Below are 18,229 nucleotides of genomic sequence, written 5' to 3' on the forward strand. Positions count from 1 at the left end.
AGACCACCATGGCCTCGTCCGAACGCGCCACCGCACGGGCACGCCGTGCGGAGCGCCGGGCCCGTGCCGACTACACGGGAGGCGTCTACGGATCCATGCTCGCCGCCTCCGTGGTGGCCGGCGCCGGCCTCCTGGGCGCGTTCCCGCGCGTGGAGCTCGTGCTGTTGCTGCTGCTCACGGGCGTGGTGTTCTGGATCGCGCATGTGCATGCGGAGCTGTTCGGGGAGCGTCTGGCACAGATGGCCCTGGACCGGCGGACCGTCCTGCACGTGTGCCGCAACGAGTGGCCCATCGTCAAGGCCGCCGTCCCGCCGGCCGCCGCCGTGGCCGTGAGCCCGTTGCTGGGTCTCGACCTGCCGGGCACGCTCTGGCTGGCGCTCGCGGTGGCCGTTGCCGGGCAGGTGGGCTGGTCGGTGGCGGCGGCCCGGCGGGCGGGTGCCTCCTGGCGGCAGTCGGCCACCACGGCCGTGGTCAACCTGGTCCTCGGCCTGCTGATCATCGCGTTCAAGCTGGCCCTTAAGGCGTGAAGGCCTGACGGATCGAAGGCGTGACGGATCGAAGGCCTGACGGATCGAAGGCCGGACGGGCCGAACCTGCGAGGCCTTGGTGCCCTGGAACCCCGACGGCCTCCCCTGCCGGGCCCGGCAGGCGGCGGCAGGTCACCCGAACCGGGTGAGGCCGGACGCCACCCCGAGGCGGACGATCACAGACAGGGGGAACGGTCCGCCTGGCCCCGGACACCCCGCGGGAGAGCCGCTCATGCGCTACGAGATCCGCATCGAAGGACACTTGTCCGAGACGCTGGCCAAGGCATTCCCCGAGCTGGACCATGCGGCGCTGGCCGGTCAGACGGTCCTGATCGGCCCGGTCGTCGACGAGGCCCACTTCTACCGGCTGCTGAAGCGCTGCCAGTCGCTGGGGCTGCGCGTGCTGGAGATGCGGCGGCTGCCGGAACGGCCCGCGTGACCGTCACGGCCTGTCCCGTCCGGCCCCCCTCCCGGCGTCCGGCTCGGGCGGCGGCTCCTTCGCCCGCCGACGCAGCCCCACTTCCACCGCGCTCGTCAGGATCCGCACGGCGACGCCCGCGAGCAGCAGGCCGCAGGTCATCTGGACCATCGTCATCACACGTCCCACCTGGGAGACGGCGGTGATGTCGCCGTAGCCGACGGTGGCGAACGTGGTCAGCGTGAAGTACAGGGCGTCCGTCTTGGTCAGCGGCTCGGTGAAGGAACCCGGGCTGGTGCCGTCCACCACGTAGTACGCACTGGCGAAGAGCACCAGGAACAGCGCCAGCGTGATGACCAGGGCCTCGACGGCCTTCAGCCGTGGGTGGGGCGAGTGCAGGATGGCCCAGACCTCCCAGGCGAAGACCGCCAGCACCGCCAGCACCCCGGCCAGCAGCAGCGCCGAGGTGGCGGTCATGCTGCGCTCGCGCAGGGGGAGCACGTAGTAGGCGATGACGAGCGCGGCCGTGATGAGGGCCGTCCGCGTCACTGCCAGTAGCGTCACCCGCCTCGGGCCGGCCAGCGGACCGCTCATCTCGTGCCTCCACGCTGCATCGCGACGGACATCTCCTCGTTCCGGTCGGCCGGAAGCCGGCGGGCTCGTCCACCTTCCCCTCATCGTCACCGCGGTGCGGCGGGATCACCCGCCGAGGGTGACCCGGCGGGCGACGGCAGAGGGGACGCTGGCCCGGTGAGGCCCTCACACACCGCCCCGTCGGCGGTCCGGGGGCGACCCGTCCGATCGCGTGAGGAGGAGCCATGACCGAGTCACGCGGGCCGGAGCCGGGTCCCGGACCGGAGCACACTCCCGACGGGGCGGCCTCCACGGAAGCGGGGAACGCACACCGAGCCGGTGCCCCGAGCGGGGCATGCACGATCACCCTCCCCGGGTGAGGCCGGCCCGTCCTTGCCGTGGGCACGCTGAATCCGGCACAAACCGGCTGCCGGGTGAGCGCCCGGAACGGAGGAGACCAAATGAGCGCGCAGATGTACCTGGCGTACGACTATCCGCTGCTGAGCGCCTTCTGGACCATGCTGTGGTTCTTCCTGTGGATCCTGTGGTTCATCCTGCTGTTCCGGATCGTCGTGGACATCTTCAATGACGACTCCATGAGCGGCTGGGGCAAGGCCGGCTGGCTGGTGTTCGTGGTCCTGGTGCCCTTCCTGGGCGTGTTCGTCTACGTGATCGCCCGAGGCAAGAGCATGGGGCGCCGGGAGGTGGAGCAGGCACGCGCTCAGCAGCAGGCCTTCGACTCCTATGTCCGCGAGACGGCCAAGGGCGGCGAGGGCCGGCCCAGCAGCATCGACGAGCTGGCCAAGCTGTCCGAGATGCGCGCTCGTGGCGACATCACGGATGAGGAGTACAGCAGGGCGAAGGCACTGGTCCTGAGCGACTACGGACCGGTGGGCGGCCCGAGCGGAACCGTCCAGTCCACCTCCGGTCGCTGAGCACATCCGACGATAGGGAAACGAGGCACGGGCATGACCGCTCCACGCAGCACGACGCAAGTGCAGACGACCAAGCAGCAATGGGCCGGCGGCCTGACGGCGTTCGCGGCCGTCATGCTGATGATCGCCGGGATACTGGACGTCTTCCGGGGCATCATGGCGATCGCCCACGACGACGTGTTCGTCACGACACCCAACTACGCCTTCAAGTTCGACCTCTCCGGCTGGGGCTGGGTCCACCTGATCCTGGGCGCGGTCGCCGTGATCGTCGGCCTCGGCCTGTTCCAGAGGTCGACGTGGGCGCGGGTCGCCGGCGTGACCATCGCCGGGCTCCTCATCATCGCCAACTTCCTCTCCCTGCCGTACTACCCGATCTGGTCGATCGTGATGATCGCCTTCTCGGGCTTCGTCATCTGGGCGCTGTGTGTGTCCCCGAGCGAACAACCGTCACGCCCCGTCTAGCACCTGCCACCCCCGGGTGAGGAAGCCCCCGACGCCGTGGGCACGGCGCCGGGGGCGGCGTTTTGAGGCGGGTCGGCCTTCGCCCCGACGCGGTCACAGCCGGGCGCCTGCCGATCGGTAGAGTCCGGTCGGCCATGAGTTCCGCGGCGGGGTGGAGGATGCGTGGGGCAGACAACTTCCGTTCGGTTGGGGCTTCGAGTCGCTGATGTTGCCGCAGCTGCCGCGTTGTACCGAGGGCTCGGCTTCCAGCAGGTCGGTTCCGTGCCCGGGCCCGAGGGCCGAACGGTCATGGTGATCTTGCGGCGTGGAGACTTGCAGCTGCTGGTGGATGCGCTGACAGAACTGCCGTTTCCGGACAGCGAACGGGAACGGCAGACGAAGGCGGGACCACGTGGGCTGGGCGTGGTGATCGGCCTGGAAGTCGACGACGTGGACGCGGTCGCGCGCTACTGCCGGTCAGCGGGCTGCCGGATCACCGTGGATCCAACCGACGCACCGTGGGGTGAGCGGTACTGCGAATGCGTCGACCCCTACGGGTACTGCTGGAAGTTCTTCCGGCTGCTGCCCGAGCAGCACGATGACGGCCTCAAAGCCGCCCGTGACAGCTGGTTCGGGCCTGCCGACGGCGGCTGAGGCGACCACCCGGCCGTGCCGGCGCCTCGCCGGACACATGCGCGGTGCCCCGGCCGTGGCTTCGGCCGGGGCACCGTGGCAAGAAGGTGACCGGATCAGATCGCCGGGGCCGGGTACGTCGGGTACTCCACCCCGGAGACGTGCTGGACGACGCGGACGACCTGGCAGGAGTAGCCGAACTCGTTGTCGTACCAGAGGTAGAGGATCGCGTTGTCGCCCTCCACCTTCGTGGCGCCGGCGTCGATGATCGAGGCGTGGCGCGAGCCGATGAAGTCGCTGGAGACCGCGTCAGGGGCCGTGGTGAAGTCGATCTGGCGCTTGAGCGGCGAGGTCAGCGACACGTCCCGGAGGTGGTCGAGGACCTCCTCACGGGTGGTCTCGCCCGCGAGCTGCAGATTGAGGATCGCGATCGAGACGTCCGGCACGGGCACACGGATCGAGCTGCCGGTGATCTTCGCCTTGAGGTCGGGCAGCGCCTTCGCCACGGCGGAGGCGGCACCGGTCTCGGTGATGACCATGTTGAGCGGCGCGGAGCGGCCGCGGCGGTCGGCCTTGTGGTAGTTGTCCAGCAGGTTCTGGTCGTTGGTGAACGAGTGGACGGTCTCCACGTGGCCGCGCAGCACGCCGAACCGGTCGTCCATCGCCTTCAGCGGCGGCACGATCGCGTTGGTGGTGCAGGACGCGCAGGACAGGATCTGCTCGTCCGGCTTGATCATGTCGTGGTTGACGCCGTGCACGATGTTCGGGACGTCGCCCTTGCCGGGCGCCGTCAGGACGACCTTGTCGATGCCGGGCCGCAGGTGCTTCGACAGGCCCTCGCGGTCGCGCCACTTGCCGGTGTTGTCGATGAGGATGGCGTTGTTGATGCCGTACGCCGTGTAGTCGACCTCGGTCGGGTCGTCGGCGTAGATCACCTTGATCGCGTTGCCGTTGGCGACGATCGTGCTGTTCGCCTCGTCGACGGTGATCGTGCCCTGGAACTGACCGTGGATGGAGTCGCGGCGCAGCAGCGAGGCGCGCTTCACGAGGTCCTCGGCGGCCCGGCCGCCACCGCCGCGCACCACGATGGCGCGCAGCCGCAGGCCGTTGCCGGAGCCGGACTTCTCGATCAGCAGCCGGGCGACCAGGCGGCCGATGCGGCCGAAGCCGTAGAGGACGACGTCACGGCCCTCGCCGCGCTCGATCTTGTTGGCGCCCGTGGCACCGGCGACGGCCTCGGCGGTGAACGCCTCCACCGTGAGGCCGCGGTCGTCGGCCTTGTACGTCGCGGCCAGCATGCCGATGTCGATCTGGGACGGGCCGAGGTCGAGCGCGGTGAGAGCCTGCAGGAACGGCAGCGTCTCCGTGACCGTGAGCTCCTCGCCGTCGATCTGCCGAGCGAACCGGTGCGTCTTGAGGATGCTGACCACCGACTTGTTCACCAAGGAACGGCTGTGGAGCAGGATCGTCACGTCCCGCTCCCTGTGCAGCTTTCCGATGATCGGGATCATGGACTCCGCGATCTCTTCGCGGTTCTTCCAGTCGGTGAACGAGTCGTCGTTGACAGTCACAGGAATCTCTTTCGAGCTAGGTGGCGCTCATATGCTAGCGCCACCTAGCTTTCATCATTCAAACGGGTCATCGGAGTGAACCGCTGGACCCCTGTGGGTGCCCCGGTCAGGGACTGATGTCCATCGGCCGGCAGTGCGGAGCCCGCTGTCGACGGCACACTCCACCAGCGGCCCGCTGACCTGGCCGATCAGCTTGGCAACGGGCTGATCGGACGCCCCCGTCCCCGAGCCGGCCGCCAGCGCCGGCGCCACGGTGGCGGCCAGAGCGGCGCCGGCCAGCAGCAGGGCCGCCGGTACTCGCGTCGTGTGCTTCGTCACGTCCCGTCTCTCCTCAGCGGGCGCATCGCACGCGCCCGCAGTGCTGCGGTGATACGGCCCGTCCAACGAGCCGGGAGGCGCGCCGGACACGGCACAGGGCCCCGTCTTGTGTGCCCCACGGCGGGATGAAACGCTTCCTGACCGGCGGCGGAGCCAAGGGAATCCGCCGCCGGAGCCGATGGACGAGGAGTGGACGGATGGAGCTGGAGCTTCGGCATCTGCGCGTGCTGTGCGCGATCGCCGATGCGGGGAGCGTGGGCCGGGCCGCCGCGGACCTGGGGTACTCACAGCCGGCCATCAGCACCCAGCTCCGCCGGATCGAGGGTCACTTCGGGGAGCCCCTGTTCGAGCGCGGGGCGACCGGGGTGCGGCCCACGCCGTACGGCGCCGAGGTGCTCACTCAGGCCCGCGACGTCCTTGCCCGCGTCGAAGCGATCGGCCACCGTCCGGCCCGCGGCGCCCCGAAGGCGCGCCGGACGCTGCGGGTGGCGGCGACCAATTCGCCGGTCCTGTCGGGCGCGGTGTCCCGGTTCCGGGCCCGGCTGCCGGACGTCGACCTCTCGGTGAACAGCGTGTACGCCTCCTCACGGATCGTCGAGCTCCTGGAGGAGGGCGCGGTGGACGCGGCCATCGCCGCCGACTACCCCGGAATGGAGCTGAGGCACTCGGCCGCGGTGACGCACCGCGGGATCGTCACCGAGCCGACGTTCGTGGCCCTTCCGTCCCGCCACCGCCTGCGGCACCGCGCCCAGGTGTCGCTGGCCGACCTGGCCGAGGACGCGTGGTTCGTGACACCGGACGACGGTGCGGGGTGGCCGGGGGTCTTCTACACGGCCTGCGAGGCGGCCGGTTTCACCCCGGTGACCGTGCACGAATTCCTCGGTGACCAGCTGCAGTTGCAGCGGATGATCGCCGACGGACTCGGTGTGTCCCTCGTCCAGCCGACCATGCGCCCGATCCCGCAGGTGGTGGTCAAACCGCTGGTCGGTACGCCGTTGTGGTGCCGCTATGTGCTGGCCTGGCGGCCGGGCGCGGTGGCCCAGGAGCTGGCCGAGACGCTCTTCCAGTCGGCCGTCGCCGCACATCGTGAACTCGTGGCGCAATCACCGCACTTGAGGTCCTGGGCCGCACGCACCTGGAGCGGCGCCGGAACGTAGCCGAGACCGCCGGGGCCGGATGTTATGGGCCGTCGGACGCCATGTGCTATGTCACATGCCATTGTTGGCGCGCGCAGCCCTTGGCACAGTGCTGCACACGCCTCATCAACCCCCATAGAGGCGCATCCATCCGTGGAGGAGCCCAGATGCGCTATCGCTCCGCGCTGCCCGGACGCAAGGCCGGCGTTCTCGCCGTCTGCGTCATCCTGGCCGGCCTGTTGTCGACGCCGGCCCTCGCGGCGCCCCCCGCCCCGGCCGACAGCACCGCAGTCACCACCTCCCACAAGCCGACGCCGCCCCCGCCGCCGACCGGCTCGACCGTCCGCACCGCCGACCGTCCCGCCGTACAGCAACGGCAACTCAGCCCCGCGCAACTGCCACCCCAGCAGCCGGCGCCCGCCCGTCCCCGAACCCTCAAGAAAGCACCCTCGTGCACCCCGGCCGACTTCGGCAGCAGAACCGGTGCCGCGCTCGTCGCCCTGGTCAAGGCCTCGACCACGGACTGCGTCAACACCCTGTTCGCGGTGACCGGTTCGGCCGCGCACGACGTCTTCCGCCAGTCCCAGATGGTCACCGTCGCGAACGCCTTCACCCGCGCCGCGCGCACCTATCGCGGTGACAACGCGGACCACGTGTGGCAACTCGTCCTGTTCCTGCGCGCCGGCTACTACGTGCAGTTCAACCACCCGGCCGACGTCGGCCCCTACGGCCCGCGCCTGACCACGGCCACCACGAACGGTCTGGACGCCTTCTTCGCCCGCCGGCATTCGAGCGACGTCACCGCGGCCAACGGCGACGTGCTGGGCGAGGTCGTCATCCTCACCGACAGCGCAGACCAGCAGGCCCGCTATCTGGACGTCTACCAGCGCATGCTCGAGAACTACGACAGCTCCTACGACGACATCGCCAGCATGGTCGCGGCGGTCAACGACGTCTACACCCCGCTCTGGCGCGGCAATTGGAACCCGGAGTACGTCGACGCGGTCGCCGAGGACCCGAGCGTCGTCGAGACCCTCGACACCTTCGCGCACGAACACCTCGACCTGCTCGGCACGGACCGCGCCTACCTCGACTCCAACGCCGGGATGAACCTCGCCCGTTACGTCGAACACCCGGCGCTGCAGGCAACGGCCCGGCCCCTGGCCAAGGACCTGCTGGACACCTCGGCGATCACCGGCCCCACGGCCGGACTGTGGGTCGCGGTGGCCACGCAGGCCGACTACTACGACCGCGCCAACTGCTCCTACTACGGCGTGTGCGACCTGCCCGGCCAGCTGACCAGGGCCGCCCTGCCGATCACCCACCCCTGCGACTCCGCGCACACCATCCGCGCGCAGTCGCTCACCGCGGCCGACCTCGACGCCGCCTGCTCCAGTGTGCTGGGCCAGGACGCCTACTTCCACCGCCTCGTCAAGGACGGCGGACCCATACCCGGCCAGTATGTGTCGACCATCCACCTCGTCGTCTTCGCCAGCCGAGCCGACTACCAGACCTACGCCGGCGCGATCTACGGCGTCAGCACGGACAACGGCGGCATCACCCTGGAAGGAGACCCGTCCGACCCGGCCAACCAACCGCTTTCGATCATGTACCAGAAGAACTACGACAACGGCTTCCCGGCCCGGATATGGAACCTCAACCACGAGTACACGCACTTCCTCGACGCCCGTGACGACATGAAGGGCGACTTCGGCCTGCAGACGTCGGTCCCGGACGTCTGGTGGATCGAGGGCCTGGCCGAGTACGTCTCCTACGGCTACCGCGGCATCACCGACGACCAGGCGGTCGCCGAGGCGCGCAAGCACACCTACCGGCTGAGCATGCTGTTCCAGAACACCTACGCCAACAGCGATGTGACCCGCACGTATCCGTGGGGCTATCTGGCGGCCCGCTATATGTTCGAGAAGCACCCGACGGACATCCAGAGCATGCTCGCCCGCTTCCGGGTGGGCGACTACCCGGGCGGATACGACGTCTACGCCACCGGCATCGGCACCCGCTACGACGACGACTTCGACCAGTGGCTCACGGCGTGCGCGAGCGGCGGCTGCGCCACTCCGTAGTCCGATCCCTGCGGACAGCGGCGGCGACCGACAGGTTGCCGCCGTCGTTCGTGCGGCGTGCGGGTTGCCGACGACCACTCACCAACCTGTCAGCAGCAGGTGGTTGACGAGCAGGGCGAGGACTGCCTGTGCGGTGAGCCAGGCCCGCGGACCGGTGAGGAGCGCGCAGGAGGGCAGCAGCCACTGGGCGAACGGCAGCCAGATGCGTTCCGTCTCCGCCTTGCTCATGCCGGAGAGGTCGGCGACGAACAGTGCCGCCAGCGCGCTGAACACGAGCAGGGCGAGGCGCGCGTCGGCAGCGGCGGCCGGGTCGGCCGCGTCGGTGGTTTCCCGCGACCGGCGGGGCAGCAGGGCGGCGCGTTCGCCGACGAGAGCGGAACCGGCACGGCCGAGACCGGCCGCGGTCGCGAATCCGACGGTCAGCACGGTGCAGGCCAGGTTCGCCCAGACCCAGTACCCGTAGGGACGGATGCCGCCGACCCCTTGGTAGTAGCGCGTGACCAGAAGCCGGTACCCCTCGAACCAGTCGAAGCCGGCGAGGGTGAACAGCAGCGGCACCACGGCGAGGCCCGCCAGGAGGAACGGCAGCCCGCGGACCAGGTCGTGGACCCGGACCCGGCCGAGCAGCACCACGGCGGCACCGATCAGCGCGAACAGCGTGAGGCCGTACGAGAGATAGCAGGTCAGACCGAACAGCAGCCCCGCGCCGAAGGTGGCCGCGGCCCGTGCCCCGGCCCCCGACCGCCCGGCCACCGCCACCGCGAGCAGCGCCACGGACCAGGCGGCCACGGCCGCGAAGTATCCGTCGGCGGACGTCCCGACCCACACCGCGGCCGGTGCCAGCACCAGGAACGGTGCGGCCCGCCGGGCGAGTTCCCGTCCCGCCAGCAGTCCCACCGTCACCAGCACGGCCGCACAGGCGGTGGTGCCGACGGTGATGCACCAGGCTCCCGCCCAGCCGCCGCCCCGCAGACCGACGTGGTCGAGCAGCACGAAGGTCACCGTGGCGGCCGGGGGGTGGCCGGCGATATGGGCGGGCCAGGGCGCGGGCGACTGGGCCAGGACGTGGTGGGTGAAGTCGCGCAGGGTGCCGGGGATGTCGTGGAAGCGGCCGACGACCCGGAGGTACTCGTTGGTGGTGGTGAGCCGTCCCGCGACGCCCCGGTGCCAGCCGTCGACCAGCGCCAGCGACCAGGTCCAGGCGAGCGAGGCGCCCCAGGCCGCCGCGAGCAGCGCCCCCCACGGCAGCCGCAGGGCGAGACGCGGACCGTATGCGATCACGGCCACCGCGACCACGAGGGCCCCCGGGGTGCCCGGCCCCACATGGGGGTCCCAATCCGCGAACAGCGGTGGCCAGTGGACGAACAGGGTGCGATGGGCGTCCTGGATGCGGCGGCCGACGAGGACGGCCGTCAGGACGAGCAGGGCGGCGGCCGCGACGGCACACAGGTCGCGGAGGTGGGCGCGGGTCACAGCGGAACGCTAGGGCCTGTTCGGCGGACGGGCGTGCCAGACCTCGCGTATGCGGCATGATCCGCGACCGGCCCTAGGCCGAAAGGCGGCCGTGACGTCGGCGCATGGGCCGGACGTCGGCGTTTCGTCAGGGGTTGCGCACCCGGTGCGGGGGTGCACCCGCCCTACGGTCTGATCATGCACGACCAACGGCTCCCCACCTCTCCGGGCTTCTGGCGCAGCTCCGTGCGCGGCCCCTGGTTCACCTCCGTGCTCGGCGTCGTCCTGCTCGTCGGCATCACCGTGCTGTTCGTGACCGGGCTGGTCTCGTACGCCTCGTACAACCCGGACCTGTCGCCGGTGAACGACACGACCCCCGACAAGGGCATCCTCGGCTTCTACCTCTTCTCCTGGCCGACGAGCCCGCACTGGCTCTACCGGTTCACCCAGGGCGTGCACGTCACCCTCGGGCTCACGCTCATCCCGGTCCTGCTGGCCAAGCTGTGGTCGGTCGTGCCGAGGCTGTTCACGCTGCCCCCGGCCCGCTCCGTGGCCCACGCGCTGGAGCGGCTCTCGCTGCTGCTGCTGGTCGGGGGCGCGCTGTTCGAGTTCACGACGGGCGTCCTCAACATCCAGCTCGACTACATCTTTCCCGGCTCCTTCTACCCCCTGCACTTCTACGGCGCCTGGGTCTTCTTCGCGGCCTTCGTCGCGCACGCCGTGCTCAAGCTGCCCACGGCCGTACGGACCCTGCGCGGGCAGCGGGAGGAGGGCGAGCTGCTGTCGCCGCGGCCCGGTCCCCCCACCGTCTCCCGGCGCGGCGCGCTGTGGTTCGTCGGCGGTGGCTCCCTGCTCCTGTTCGCGACCAGCGCCGGCCGCAGCTTCGACCAGCCGCTGCGCGCGACCGCCCTGCTCGCACCGCACGGCTGGGCCGACCCGGGCAGCGGCCCCGGCGGCTTCCAGATCAACAAGACGGCCGCGTACGCGCGCATCACCGCGGCGGAGACGAGCGACGACGCCTGGCGCCTGGTGGTCACCGGCCGTACCGGAACCGTCCGGCTCGGCCGCGCCGAACTCGCCCGGCTGCCCCTGCACAGCTCCGCGCTGCCCATCGCCTGTGTGGAGGGCTGGGCGACCGGCGACCAGTGGTGGCGCGGGGTGCGCCTGCGCGACCTCGCGGCCCTCGTCGGATACGACGGAGATCCACCGGACGTGTTCGTCGAGTCCCTGCAGCGCCACGGCGCGTTCCGCAAGGCCGCGCTGCGCGCCAACCAGGTGGCGGACCCACGCTCGCTGCTCGCCCTGTACGCCAACGGCGAGGACCTGACCCTCGACCACGGCTACCCGGCGCGGATCATCGTCCCCGCGGCGCCCGGTGTCCTCAACACCAAGTGGGTGGCCCGGATGACCTTCGGAGACCTGTGATGACGCACCGGATCCCCATCGGCAGCCCGCTGCAACTGCTGCTGCTCGGCTGCTCGTTCGCGCTGGCCGGATACGCCGGGGTGCGCCTCCTTGCGGGTGACTGGCTCGGCGTGGCGCTGTGGTTCGTCGGCGCGGCACTGCTGCACGACCTGGTGCTGCTCCCGCTGTACTCGTCGGCCGACCGAGCCGTCGTCCGGGGCCTGGGCACGACCGGCCGCCGGGAGTGGGCGATGTACGTCCGGGTCCCGGCGGCCCTGTCCCTGCTGCTGCTCCTGATCTGGTTCCCCCTGATCAGCGGTCAGGTGGACAGCAGCTACCAGTTGGCCGCCGGCCTGTCGACGGACGGCTTCCTGGCCCGCTGGCTGCTGATCACCGCCGTACTGTTCGGCGGTTCGGCCCTGCTGCTGGCGCTCCGGCTGCGCCGGGCGGCGAAGCACCGGTCGCCCGAGCCGCCCGAGCCCCACTGAGCGCCGGCACGCCGGCCCTCGAGGCGAGCGCCATCGGCCGCCCGGGCCGGCGTCCGACGTCGAGAACCGCGCCCTCGCACTGTGCCGGCAACCCTCCAGGTCGACCCCGTCGGCCTCGGCGCACCAGCGCTCCAGCTCCAGGGGCAGCAGTCGGCCCTCGGCGCGCCGCGGGAAGAGGGGGCCGTGCCCGGCGTGTCGGCCTCGGTGCAGGCGTCGGCCCTGGGGCGCGGTGCCGGGCCGCGTGAGCTCGTGTGCGGTGCTCAGCGGCCCGGGACCGTCGTCAGCCGGGCGAGCCGGGCCGCGAACCGGCCGTACGGTGCCGCTGCGGCGACGGCCTGTGCGTCGGCGGCGGTGTCGACGTCGCGCAGCCGGGGCAGGTCGTGCACCCGCAGGCCCGCGGCGACCAGCTGCTCCCGCTGGACGGCGCCGGTCACCGGCGTCGACATGGGGACGCCCCGCAGCAGTCCGGGGTCGGGTTCGGCCAGCCCCAGGGCCCAGAAACCGCCGTCCTCGGCGGGACCGAAGTACGCGTCGCAGCCGGCGAAGTCCACCGTGAGCAGATCCGGGGTCACCTGCGGTGTGTCCATGCCGATGAGCAGGGCCGGGCCGGCGCACCGGGCGAAGGCGCCGGCCAGTCGCTCGTCCAGCCCGCCCGCGCACTGCGGTACGACGTCGAAGCCGGGCGGCAGCCAGGGGCCGGGCGCACCGTCCAGGACGAGGACGCGCCGCGCGGCGGGAGTGGCCGCCACGGTGTGCAGGGTGTCCGCGAGGGCCGCCTCGGCGAGCGATGCCGCCTGCTGGGCGGTGAACGGGGGCGTCAGCCGGGTCTTGACCCGCCCGGGAAGCGGCTCCTTGGCGATCACGAGCAACGTGGTCACCGGGGGATCCCCTCTCGGACGGGCGGCTCCGCCAGGACGCGGCGCATGTCCCGTACCGCCTGCCAGGTGCCGCGCCAGGTGCCCGTCACCTTGGAGACGCCGGATCGCGGCAGATACGGCACGTCGTGCTCGGCGATGCGCCAGCCCGCGTCGGCGGCCCGCACGACCATCTGGAGGGGGTATCCGTTGCGCCGGTCGGTCAGGGCGAGGGTCAGCAGTCCCTCGCGGCGGGCGGCGCGCAGCGGGCCGAGGTCGTGCAGGCGCAGTCCGGTGCGGCGGCGCAGTATCAGGGCCAGCGCGAGGTTGCCCACCCGGGCGTGCGGCGGCCACGCCCCCCGGCCCTGCGGCCGCCGCCGGCCGAGCACCAGGTCCGCCTCGTCGGCGCACACCTCGCCGACGAAGGGCGCGAGCAGCGAGGGGTCGAGCGAGGCGTCGCAGTCGCAGAAGCAGACGACGTCCGCGGTGGCGGCGGCCAGGCCCGCGTGGCAGGCGGAGCCGAACCCGCGGCGGGGTTCGTGCACCACGGTGGCGCCCAGTGCGCGGGCGATGTCCGCCGAGCCGTCGGTGGACCCGTTGTCCACGACGAGTGCGCGCCAGCCCCGCGGGATGCGGGCGAGCACCCAGGGCAGGGCGTCGGCCTCGTTCAGGCAGGGGAGGACAACGTCGACGTCCGGGGAGGGGGGAGAGGTCGTCACGGCTTTCACCCTACGAACGCGAATGGTGCATATCGGGCTTCTGGTCCTTACGAAACACGGACGTCCGGGGCAGGACCGCCCTGGTGGGCCGCACGGGCGGGGGCGTGGTGCGAGGCTGGACGCATGCAGCAGCCGTACGAAGCCGACGAGTCGGCGACCGCCACGAGGCGGCCGGGCGAGGGTGCCCGCGTCCTGGTCGTGGAGGACGATCCCACCGTCGCCGAGGTGGTCTCCGGCTATCTGGACCGCGCGGGCCATGTCGTGGACCGGGCCCCGGACGGGCCGTCGGCGCTCGCCCGGGCGAGCGCGCACTGGCCGGATCTGGTGGTCCTGGACCTGATGCTGCCCGGCATGGACGGCCTGGAGGTGTGCCGCAGGCTGCGCGGGCACGGCCCGGTGCCGGTGATCATGCTCACCGCGCGCGGCGACGAGGACGATCGCATCCTGGGCCTGGAGGTGGGGGCGGACGACTACGTCACCAAACCCTTCAGCCCCCGGGAGCTGGTCCTCAGGGTGGAGTCCGTGCTGCGGCGCACCCGGCCCGGCCCCGGGAAGGACCCGTTGGGCGCGGCCGGGCTCCACGTCGACCCCGGCGCCCGCCGCGCCACCAAGAACGGCGTCGAACTCGCCCTCACGCTCCGCGAGTTCGACCTGCTCGCCTTCTTCCTGCGCCATCCCGGCCGGGCCTACAGCCGCGAGGATCTGATGCGCGAGGTCTGGGGCTGGGACTTCGGTGATCTGTCCACGGTCACCGTCCACGTCCGCCGGCTGCGCGGCAAGGTCGAGGACGACCCGGCAAGCCCCCGCCTCATCCAGACCGTGTGGGGCGTCGGCTACCGCTTCGACTCCGGTGGAGAGGAAGGGAGCTGAAGGTGCGCGACACCCTCCTCATCGCCCTGTACGCATTCCTCGGCGCCGCCGCGACCGGCCTCGCCGGAGCGCTCGTCCTGCGGCTGATCCGCAAGCGGTCCTTCACCGTGTCGCTCACCGTGGTGGCCTCCGTCGCGGTGTTCGCGATGCTTGCCGGGACCCTGGCCGTGGCGGAGGCGATGTTCCTTTCGGCGCACGACCTGAGCGTCGTGACGACGGTGGTCGCGATGGCGGCCGTCGTCTCCCTCGCCACCGCGCTGCTGCTCGGCCGCTGGGTCGTCGCCCGCAGCCGTGAACTCCAGCTCGCCGCCCGCTCCTTCGGCGACGACGGCGACTTCGCCGCCCCGGCGGTTCCGGCAACAGCCGAACTCGCCGCCCTGAGCCGGGAACTGGCGGCCACCAGCGCGCGGCTCGCCGAGTCCCGCGACCGCGAGCGCGCGCTGGAGTCCTCCCGCCGCGACCTGGTCGCCTGGATCTCGCACGACCTGCGCACCCCGCTGGCCGGCCTGCGGGCCATGGCGGAGGCCCTCGAGGACGGTGTGGCCGCCGACCCGGACCGCTACCTCAAGCAGATCCGCACCGAAGTGGAGCGGCTCAACGACATGGTCGGCGACCTGTTCGAACTCTCCCGCATCCACGCCGGCACCCTGGCCCTGTCCCCGTCCCGGATCTCGCTGTACGACCTGGTCGGTGACGCCCTCGCGGGGGCCGATCCGCTCGCCCGCGAACTCGGGGTGCGGCTCGTCGGCGATCGTGTCGAACCCGTGCCGGTCGAGGTGGACGGCAAGGAGATGAGCCGGGTCCTGGGCAACCTGCTGGTCAACGCGATCCGGCGGACACCGGCCGACGGCACTGTCGCGGTGGCCGCCGAACGCTGTCCCGGCGGCGTTGTGGTGTCGGTGTCCGACGGCTGCGGCGGCATTCCGGAGGAGGACCTGCCGCGGGTCTTCGACACCGGCTGGCGCGGCACGCACGCGCGGACGCCGCCCGCCGGGGCGGGCCTGGGCCTGGCCATCGTCCGCGGGATCGTCGAGGCCCACCGGGGCCGGGCCGCCGTACGCAACATCCCCGGTGGCTGCCGGTTCGAGGTGACCCTGCCCGCGGCCTAGCCAGGGTCTGTCCGGCGGATCATGCCGCGGACGCGGGGTCTGACACGCCCCGCTCACCTGCGCCGATCGGATGCCGATTCTCTCCTGCGACCTGATCCGCCGGACAGGCCCCGGCGATGACGCCCGGCGCGACGGTCACCGTGCGCCGGGTTCTTCCCCGCGCAGCCGCGCGCGCGCGAACTCGCGCATTCCCGCCTCGAAGCCGACCTCGGGCTTCCAGCCCAGCGCGGCCCGCAGCCGCGACGAGTCCGCCGTGATGTGCCGTACGTCGCCGAGCCGGTACTCCCCGGTGACGACGGGTTCGGGGCCGCCGTACGCGACGGCCAGCGCCCGCGCCATCTCGCCGACGGTGTGCGGCTCCCCGCTGCCCGTGTTGTACGCGGTGAGCGCACCCCCGGCCGAATCCGACTCCAGCGCCGCCACATTGGCCGCCGCCACGTCCCGTACGTGCACGAAGTCCCGCCGCTGGCGGCCGTCCTCGAAGACGCGCGGGGCCTCGCCCCGGGCCAGCGCGGACCGGAAGAAGGAGGCGACCCCGGCGTACGGGGTGTCCCGGGGCATCCCGGGCCCGTACACGTTGTGGTAGCGCAGCGACACGGCCGACCCGCCCGTCGCCCTCGCCCAGGCGGCCGCCAGATGCTCCTGGGCGAGCTTGGTCGAGGCGTACACGTTGCGCGGATCGACCGGGGCGTCCTCACCGACCAGCCCGGGGGACAGCTCCGCTCCGCACCTGGGGCACACCGGTTCGAAGCGCCCCGCGTCCAGGTCGGCCACGGCCCGCGGCCCGGGCCGTACGACCCCGTGCCGGCCGCACTCGTAGCGGCCCTCCCCGTAGACCACCATCGACCCGGCCAGCACCAGGTGTCGTACCCCCGCGTCCGCCATGGCGGTGAGCACTACGGCGGTGCCGAGGTCGTTGCGGGAGACGTACTCCGCCGCATCGGCGAACCCCTGGCCCAGACCGACCATGGCCGCCTGGTGGCAGACGGCGTCCACGCCGGACAGGGCGCGGGCGACCGCCGCCCCGTCACGCACGTCGCCGCCCGCTGCCGACCGCACGTCGAACACCACGGGCTCGTGCCCGTGCGCCGCCAGCGCCTCGACGACATGGGACCCGATGAACCCGGCACCGCCGGTGACCAGTACACGCATGCCCACACGCTAGGTCCGTACCGCCCCCGACGACATGAGCGCGCCCGGCACGTCACCGGTCCGTAAGGACGGCCCCGGCGCCGTGGCCCTCCCGCAGCCCGGGCGTGGGCCGCCTTTCGGCCTCAGTCTGGAGAGAACGGGACCCAACCGCAGCGAGGAGCGGGCGATGGCAGCGGAACTGCAGGACAGGACGGTCGTGGTCACGGGCGCCGGCAAGGGGATCGGACTGGCCGTGGCCGAAGCGCTGGCGGCGGCCGGGCCCAGGTGGTCGCGGCCGCCAGAACCTCCACCCCCGGGCTGGACGTGCTGGTGAAGAGCGGGTCCGCCCGCTGGATCCCGCTCGACCTGACCGAGCCGGACAGCGCGGAGCGGCTGGCGGCGGAAGCCGGCCCCGTGTCGACGTGCTGGTGAACAATGTGGGCGCGGCCCCCGCACGCCCCGGCGGTTTCCTCGCCGTGACCGACGCCGAGTGGCGGCACACCCTCGATCTCAACCTGTTCGCCACGGTCGCGGTGACCCGGGCCGTGCTGCCGCGGATGCTGGACGCGGGACACGGCTCCATCGTCAACGCCTGGTCTTCCTGGCGGGCGACAGGGCCTCGAACATTCTGGGCAGCGACATCCGGATCGACGGGGCTACGTGCCGACCTGGTGAGACGGGCGGGCGACGCCGGACACGACCGTGGTCAGCTCAGGCCCTCTCCTCAACCGTTCCCGCCGGCCCGCACGGGCGGCGGCCGTCACGGTCAGCGGCCGTTTCTCCCGGGCCTCGGAGATCGCCGACCTGGTGGTGTTCCTGGCGGGCGACAGGGCCGCGAACATTCTGGGCAGCGACATCCGGATCGACGGGGGCTACGTGCCGACCTGGTGAGACGGGCGGGCGACGCCGGACACGACCGTGGTCAGCTCCAGTCCTCCCCTCAACCGTTCCCGCCGGCCCGCGCGGCCCCGGCGATCAGCCGGTCGAGCAGGGCGATCAGCACGTCCCGTGACGACTCCCGCTCCCGCGCGTCGCACAGCAGCACAGGGGTGCCCTCGGGCAGCGCCAGGGCGTCCCGGACCTCCTCGGGCGTGTACGGGTGCAGCCCGTGGAAGCCGTTGACGCCGACCACGAAGGGGATGCGCCGCCGCTCGAAGAAGTCGATGGCCGCGAAGCTGGCCCGCGGTCGGCGGACATCGACCAGGACCACGGCGCCCAGTGCCCCCACCGCCAGGTCGTTCCACATGAACCAGAACCGCTGCTGCCCGGGGGTGCCGAAGAGGTACAGCACCAGATCGCTGCCGATGGTGATCCGGCCGAAGTCCAGGGCTACCGTGGTGGATCGTTTCTCCTCGATCCCGTCGAGGTCGTCGACGTCGAGGCCCGCGGCGGTGAGCGGTTCCTCGGTGCGCAGGGGGACGATCTCGCTGACCGACGCGACCATGGTGGTCTTGCCGACACCGAATCCCCCCGCGATCAGGATCTTGACGGTGTCGGGGGCGGCGACCGCCCCGGCGGCGGAGCCGGGGCCCGTCCGGCGGATCTGGCTGGCCATGGTGGCGGTGC

20 protein-coding genes and 1 pseudogene are annotated in these 18,229 nt (G+C 72.0%); 14 read left to right on the top strand and 7 right to left on the bottom strand.

Going from position 1 to position 18,229, the window contains the following annotated elements; translation table 11 throughout:
• Nucleotides 1-8 precede the first annotated feature (8 nt).
• Together Q8A52_RS21770 and Q8A52_RS21775 are read left to right on the top strand one after the other, a co-directional pair.
• A complete protein-coding gene (locus Q8A52_RS21770) occupies nucleotides 9-527 on the top strand; it encodes a hypothetical protein (RefSeq protein ID WP_316754360.1) in 519 nt (172 codons plus the stop codon).
• Nucleotides 528-759: 232 nt separating this feature from the next.
• Nucleotides 760-966 carry a hypothetical protein gene (locus Q8A52_RS21775; RefSeq protein ID WP_316754361.1) on the top strand — a complete coding sequence of 69 codons (207 nt, stop codon included), beginning with the start codon at nucleotides 760-762 and terminating at the stop codon, nucleotides 964-966.
• Between the two features lie 3 nt (nucleotides 967-969).
• On the opposite strand, the gene Q8A52_RS21780 is transcribed toward Q8A52_RS21775, so the two are convergent.
• Nucleotides 970-1,494: a potassium channel family protein gene (locus tag Q8A52_RS21780; RefSeq protein WP_316754362.1), complete on the bottom strand. Its 525-nt coding sequence runs from the start codon at nucleotides 1,492-1,494 to the stop codon at nucleotides 970-972.
• Between the two features lie 485 nt (nucleotides 1,495-1,979).
• Here Q8A52_RS21780 and Q8A52_RS21785 point away from each other — a divergent pair, with 485 nt between their 5' ends.
• The 3 genes from Q8A52_RS21785 (at nucleotide 1,980) to Q8A52_RS21795 (ending at nucleotide 3,548) form a co-directional block, all read left to right on the top strand.
• The gene (locus tag Q8A52_RS21785) at nucleotides 1,980-2,453 is read left to right on the top strand and encodes an SHOCT domain-containing protein (protein WP_316754363.1); all 474 of its coding nucleotides are present in this window, start codon (nucleotides 1,980-1,982) and stop codon (nucleotides 2,451-2,453) included.
• Nucleotides 2,454-2,486: 33 nt separating this feature from the next.
• Nucleotides 2,487-2,915, top strand: a complete 429-nt coding sequence (locus Q8A52_RS21790; RefSeq protein ID WP_316754364.1) for a DUF7144 family membrane protein — start codon at nucleotides 2,487-2,489, stop codon at nucleotides 2,913-2,915.
• Nucleotides 2,916-3,077: 162 nt separating this feature from the next.
• Nucleotides 3,078-3,548 carry a VOC family protein gene (locus tag Q8A52_RS21795; RefSeq protein ID WP_316754365.1) on the top strand — a complete coding sequence of 157 codons (471 nt, stop codon included), beginning with the start codon at nucleotides 3,078-3,080 and terminating at the stop codon, nucleotides 3,546-3,548.
• A 95-nt stretch (nucleotides 3,549-3,643) separates the two neighbouring features.
• Here the strand turns inward: Q8A52_RS21795 and Q8A52_RS21800 are convergent, their stop codons facing one another.
• The gene (locus tag Q8A52_RS21800; protein ID WP_316754366.1) at nucleotides 3,644-5,098 is read right to left on the bottom strand and encodes a glyceraldehyde-3-phosphate dehydrogenase; all 1,455 of its coding nucleotides are present in this window, start codon (nucleotides 5,096-5,098) and stop codon (nucleotides 3,644-3,646) included.
• Between the two features lie 515 nt (nucleotides 5,099-5,613).
• Between Q8A52_RS21800 and Q8A52_RS21805 the strand changes: the two genes are divergently transcribed.
• Together Q8A52_RS21805 and Q8A52_RS21810 are read left to right on the top strand one after the other, a co-directional pair.
• Entirely contained in the window at nucleotides 5,614-6,573 is a 960-nt protein-coding gene (locus Q8A52_RS21805) for a LysR family transcriptional regulator (RefSeq protein WP_316754367.1), read from the top strand.
• Between the two features lie 146 nt (nucleotides 6,574-6,719).
• Nucleotides 6,720-8,636, top strand: a complete 1,917-nt coding sequence (locus Q8A52_RS21810) for a collagenase (RefSeq protein WP_316754368.1) — start codon at nucleotides 6,720-6,722, stop codon at nucleotides 8,634-8,636.
• A gap of 78 nt (nucleotides 8,637-8,714) precedes the next feature.
• Here the strand turns inward: Q8A52_RS21810 and Q8A52_RS21815 are convergent, their stop codons facing one another.
• A complete protein-coding gene (locus Q8A52_RS21815; RefSeq protein WP_316754369.1) occupies nucleotides 8,715-10,109 on the bottom strand; it encodes a hypothetical protein in 1,395 nt (464 codons plus the stop codon).
• Nucleotides 10,110-10,286: 177 nt separating this feature from the next.
• On the opposite strand from Q8A52_RS21815, the gene Q8A52_RS21820 reads away from it, so the two are divergent.
• Both Q8A52_RS21820 and Q8A52_RS21825 read left to right on the top strand, forming a co-directional pair.
• Nucleotides 10,287-11,513: a molybdopterin-dependent oxidoreductase gene (locus Q8A52_RS21820; RefSeq protein WP_316754370.1), complete on the top strand. Its 1,227-nt coding sequence runs from the start codon at nucleotides 10,287-10,289 to the stop codon at nucleotides 11,511-11,513.
• A complete protein-coding gene (locus tag Q8A52_RS21825) occupies nucleotides 11,513-11,980 on the top strand; it encodes a hypothetical protein (RefSeq protein WP_316754371.1) in 468 nt (155 codons plus the stop codon). Before Q8A52_RS21820 ends, Q8A52_RS21825 begins: the two co-directional genes overlap by 1 nt.
• 260 nt (nucleotides 11,981-12,240) lie before the next feature.
• Here Q8A52_RS21825 and Q8A52_RS21830 read toward each other — a convergent pair whose 3' ends face one another.
• Together Q8A52_RS21830 and Q8A52_RS21835 are read right to left on the bottom strand one after the other, a co-directional pair.
• The gene (locus tag Q8A52_RS21830) at nucleotides 12,241-12,858 is read right to left on the bottom strand and encodes a TIGR04282 family arsenosugar biosynthesis glycosyltransferase (protein ID WP_316754372.1); all 618 of its coding nucleotides are present in this window, start codon (nucleotides 12,856-12,858) and stop codon (nucleotides 12,241-12,243) included.
• The gene (locus tag Q8A52_RS21835; protein WP_316754373.1) at nucleotides 12,855-13,562 is read right to left on the bottom strand and encodes a glycosyltransferase family 2 protein; all 708 of its coding nucleotides are present in this window, start codon (nucleotides 13,560-13,562) and stop codon (nucleotides 12,855-12,857) included. Before Q8A52_RS21835 ends, Q8A52_RS21830 begins: the two co-directional genes overlap by 4 nt.
• Nucleotides 13,563-13,676: 114 nt before the next feature.
• On the opposite strand from Q8A52_RS21835, the gene Q8A52_RS21840 reads away from it, so the two are divergent.
• Both Q8A52_RS21840 and Q8A52_RS21845 read left to right on the top strand, forming a co-directional pair.
• Nucleotides 13,677-14,423, top strand: a complete 747-nt coding sequence (locus Q8A52_RS21840) for a response regulator transcription factor (RefSeq protein ID WP_316754374.1) — start codon at nucleotides 13,677-13,679, stop codon at nucleotides 14,421-14,423.
• Nucleotides 14,424-14,425: 2 nt separating this feature from the next.
• On the top strand, nucleotides 14,426-15,532 hold the full coding sequence (locus Q8A52_RS21845) for a sensor histidine kinase (RefSeq protein ID WP_316754375.1): 1,107 nt from the start codon (nucleotides 14,426-14,428) through the stop codon (nucleotides 15,530-15,532).
• Nucleotides 15,533-15,667: 135 nt separating this feature from the next.
• Here the strand turns inward: Q8A52_RS21845 and Q8A52_RS21850 are convergent, their stop codons facing one another.
• Entirely contained in the window at nucleotides 15,668-16,684 is a 1,017-nt protein-coding gene (locus Q8A52_RS21850; RefSeq protein WP_316754376.1) for an NAD-dependent epimerase/dehydratase family protein, read from the bottom strand.
• A 166-nt stretch (nucleotides 16,685-16,850) separates the two neighbouring features.
• On the opposite strand from Q8A52_RS21850, the gene Q8A52_RS21855 reads away from it, so the two are divergent.
• The 3 genes and pseudogenes from Q8A52_RS21855 (at nucleotide 16,851) to Q8A52_RS21865 (ending at nucleotide 17,554) form a co-directional block, all read left to right on the top strand.
• On the top strand, nucleotides 16,851-16,997 hold the full coding sequence (locus Q8A52_RS21855) for a hypothetical protein (RefSeq protein WP_316754377.1): 147 nt from the start codon (nucleotides 16,851-16,853) through the stop codon (nucleotides 16,995-16,997).
• Nucleotides 16,998-17,013: 16 nt separating this feature from the next.
• Nucleotides 17,014-17,205, top strand: a pseudogene (locus Q8A52_RS49085) (SDR family NAD(P)-dependent oxidoreductase); the annotation flags it as partial.
• 160 nt (nucleotides 17,206-17,365) lie between these two features.
• Entirely contained in the window at nucleotides 17,366-17,554 is a 189-nt protein-coding gene (locus tag Q8A52_RS21865; protein ID WP_316754378.1) for an SDR family oxidoreductase, read from the top strand.
• Nucleotides 17,555-17,603: 49 nt separating this feature from the next.
• Here Q8A52_RS21865 and Q8A52_RS21870 read toward each other — a convergent pair whose 3' ends face one another.
• Nucleotides 17,604-18,218 carry a GTP-binding protein gene (locus tag Q8A52_RS21870; protein WP_316754379.1) on the bottom strand — a complete coding sequence of 205 codons (615 nt, stop codon included), beginning with the start codon at nucleotides 18,216-18,218 and terminating at the stop codon, nucleotides 17,604-17,606.
• Nucleotides 18,219-18,229: the final 11 nt, after the last annotated feature.

This window comes from Streptomyces herbicida (assembly GCF_032656585.1).
Lineage (GTDB): Bacteria > Actinomycetota > Actinomycetes > Streptomycetales > Streptomycetaceae > Streptomyces > Streptomyces herbicida.

Excerpts from the sequence above, each read along its gene's own strand:
- Q8A52_RS21850 (WP_316754376.1), bottom strand. The coding sequence starts at position 16,684 with ATGCGTGTACTGGTCACCGGCGGTGCCGGGTTCATCGGGTCCCATGTC.
- Q8A52_RS21770 (WP_316754360.1), top strand. The coding sequence starts at position 9 with ATGGCCTCGTCCGAACGCGCCACCGCACGGGCACGCCGTGCGGAGCGC.
- Q8A52_RS21775 (WP_316754361.1), top strand. The coding sequence starts at position 760 with ATGCGCTACGAGATCCGCATCGAAGGACACTTGTCCGAGACGCTGGCC.
- Q8A52_RS21805 (WP_316754367.1), top strand. The coding sequence starts at position 5,614 with ATGGAGCTGGAGCTTCGGCATCTGCGCGTGCTGTGCGCGATCGCCGAT.
- Q8A52_RS21820 (WP_316754370.1), top strand. The coding sequence starts at position 10,287 with ATGCACGACCAACGGCTCCCCACCTCTCCGGGCTTCTGGCGCAGCTCC.
- Q8A52_RS21810 (WP_316754368.1), top strand. The coding sequence starts at position 6,720 with ATGCGCTATCGCTCCGCGCTGCCCGGACGCAAGGCCGGCGTTCTCGCC.
- Q8A52_RS21790 (WP_316754364.1), top strand. The coding sequence starts at position 2,487 with ATGACCGCTCCACGCAGCACGACGCAAGTGCAGACGACCAAGCAGCAA.
- Q8A52_RS21840 (WP_316754374.1), top strand. The coding sequence starts at position 13,677 with ATGCAGCAGCCGTACGAAGCCGACGAGTCGGCGACCGCCACGAGGCGG.
- Q8A52_RS21855 (WP_316754377.1), top strand. The coding sequence starts at position 16,851 with ATGGCAGCGGAACTGCAGGACAGGACGGTCGTGGTCACGGGCGCCGGC.
- Q8A52_RS21870 (WP_316754379.1), bottom strand. The coding sequence starts at position 18,218 with ATGGCCAGCCAGATCCGCCGGACGGGCCCCGGCTCCGCCGCCGGGGCG.
- Q8A52_RS21825 (WP_316754371.1), top strand. The coding sequence starts at position 11,513 with ATGACGCACCGGATCCCCATCGGCAGCCCGCTGCAACTGCTGCTGCTC.
- Q8A52_RS21785 (WP_316754363.1), top strand. The coding sequence starts at position 1,980 with ATGAGCGCGCAGATGTACCTGGCGTACGACTATCCGCTGCTGAGCGCC.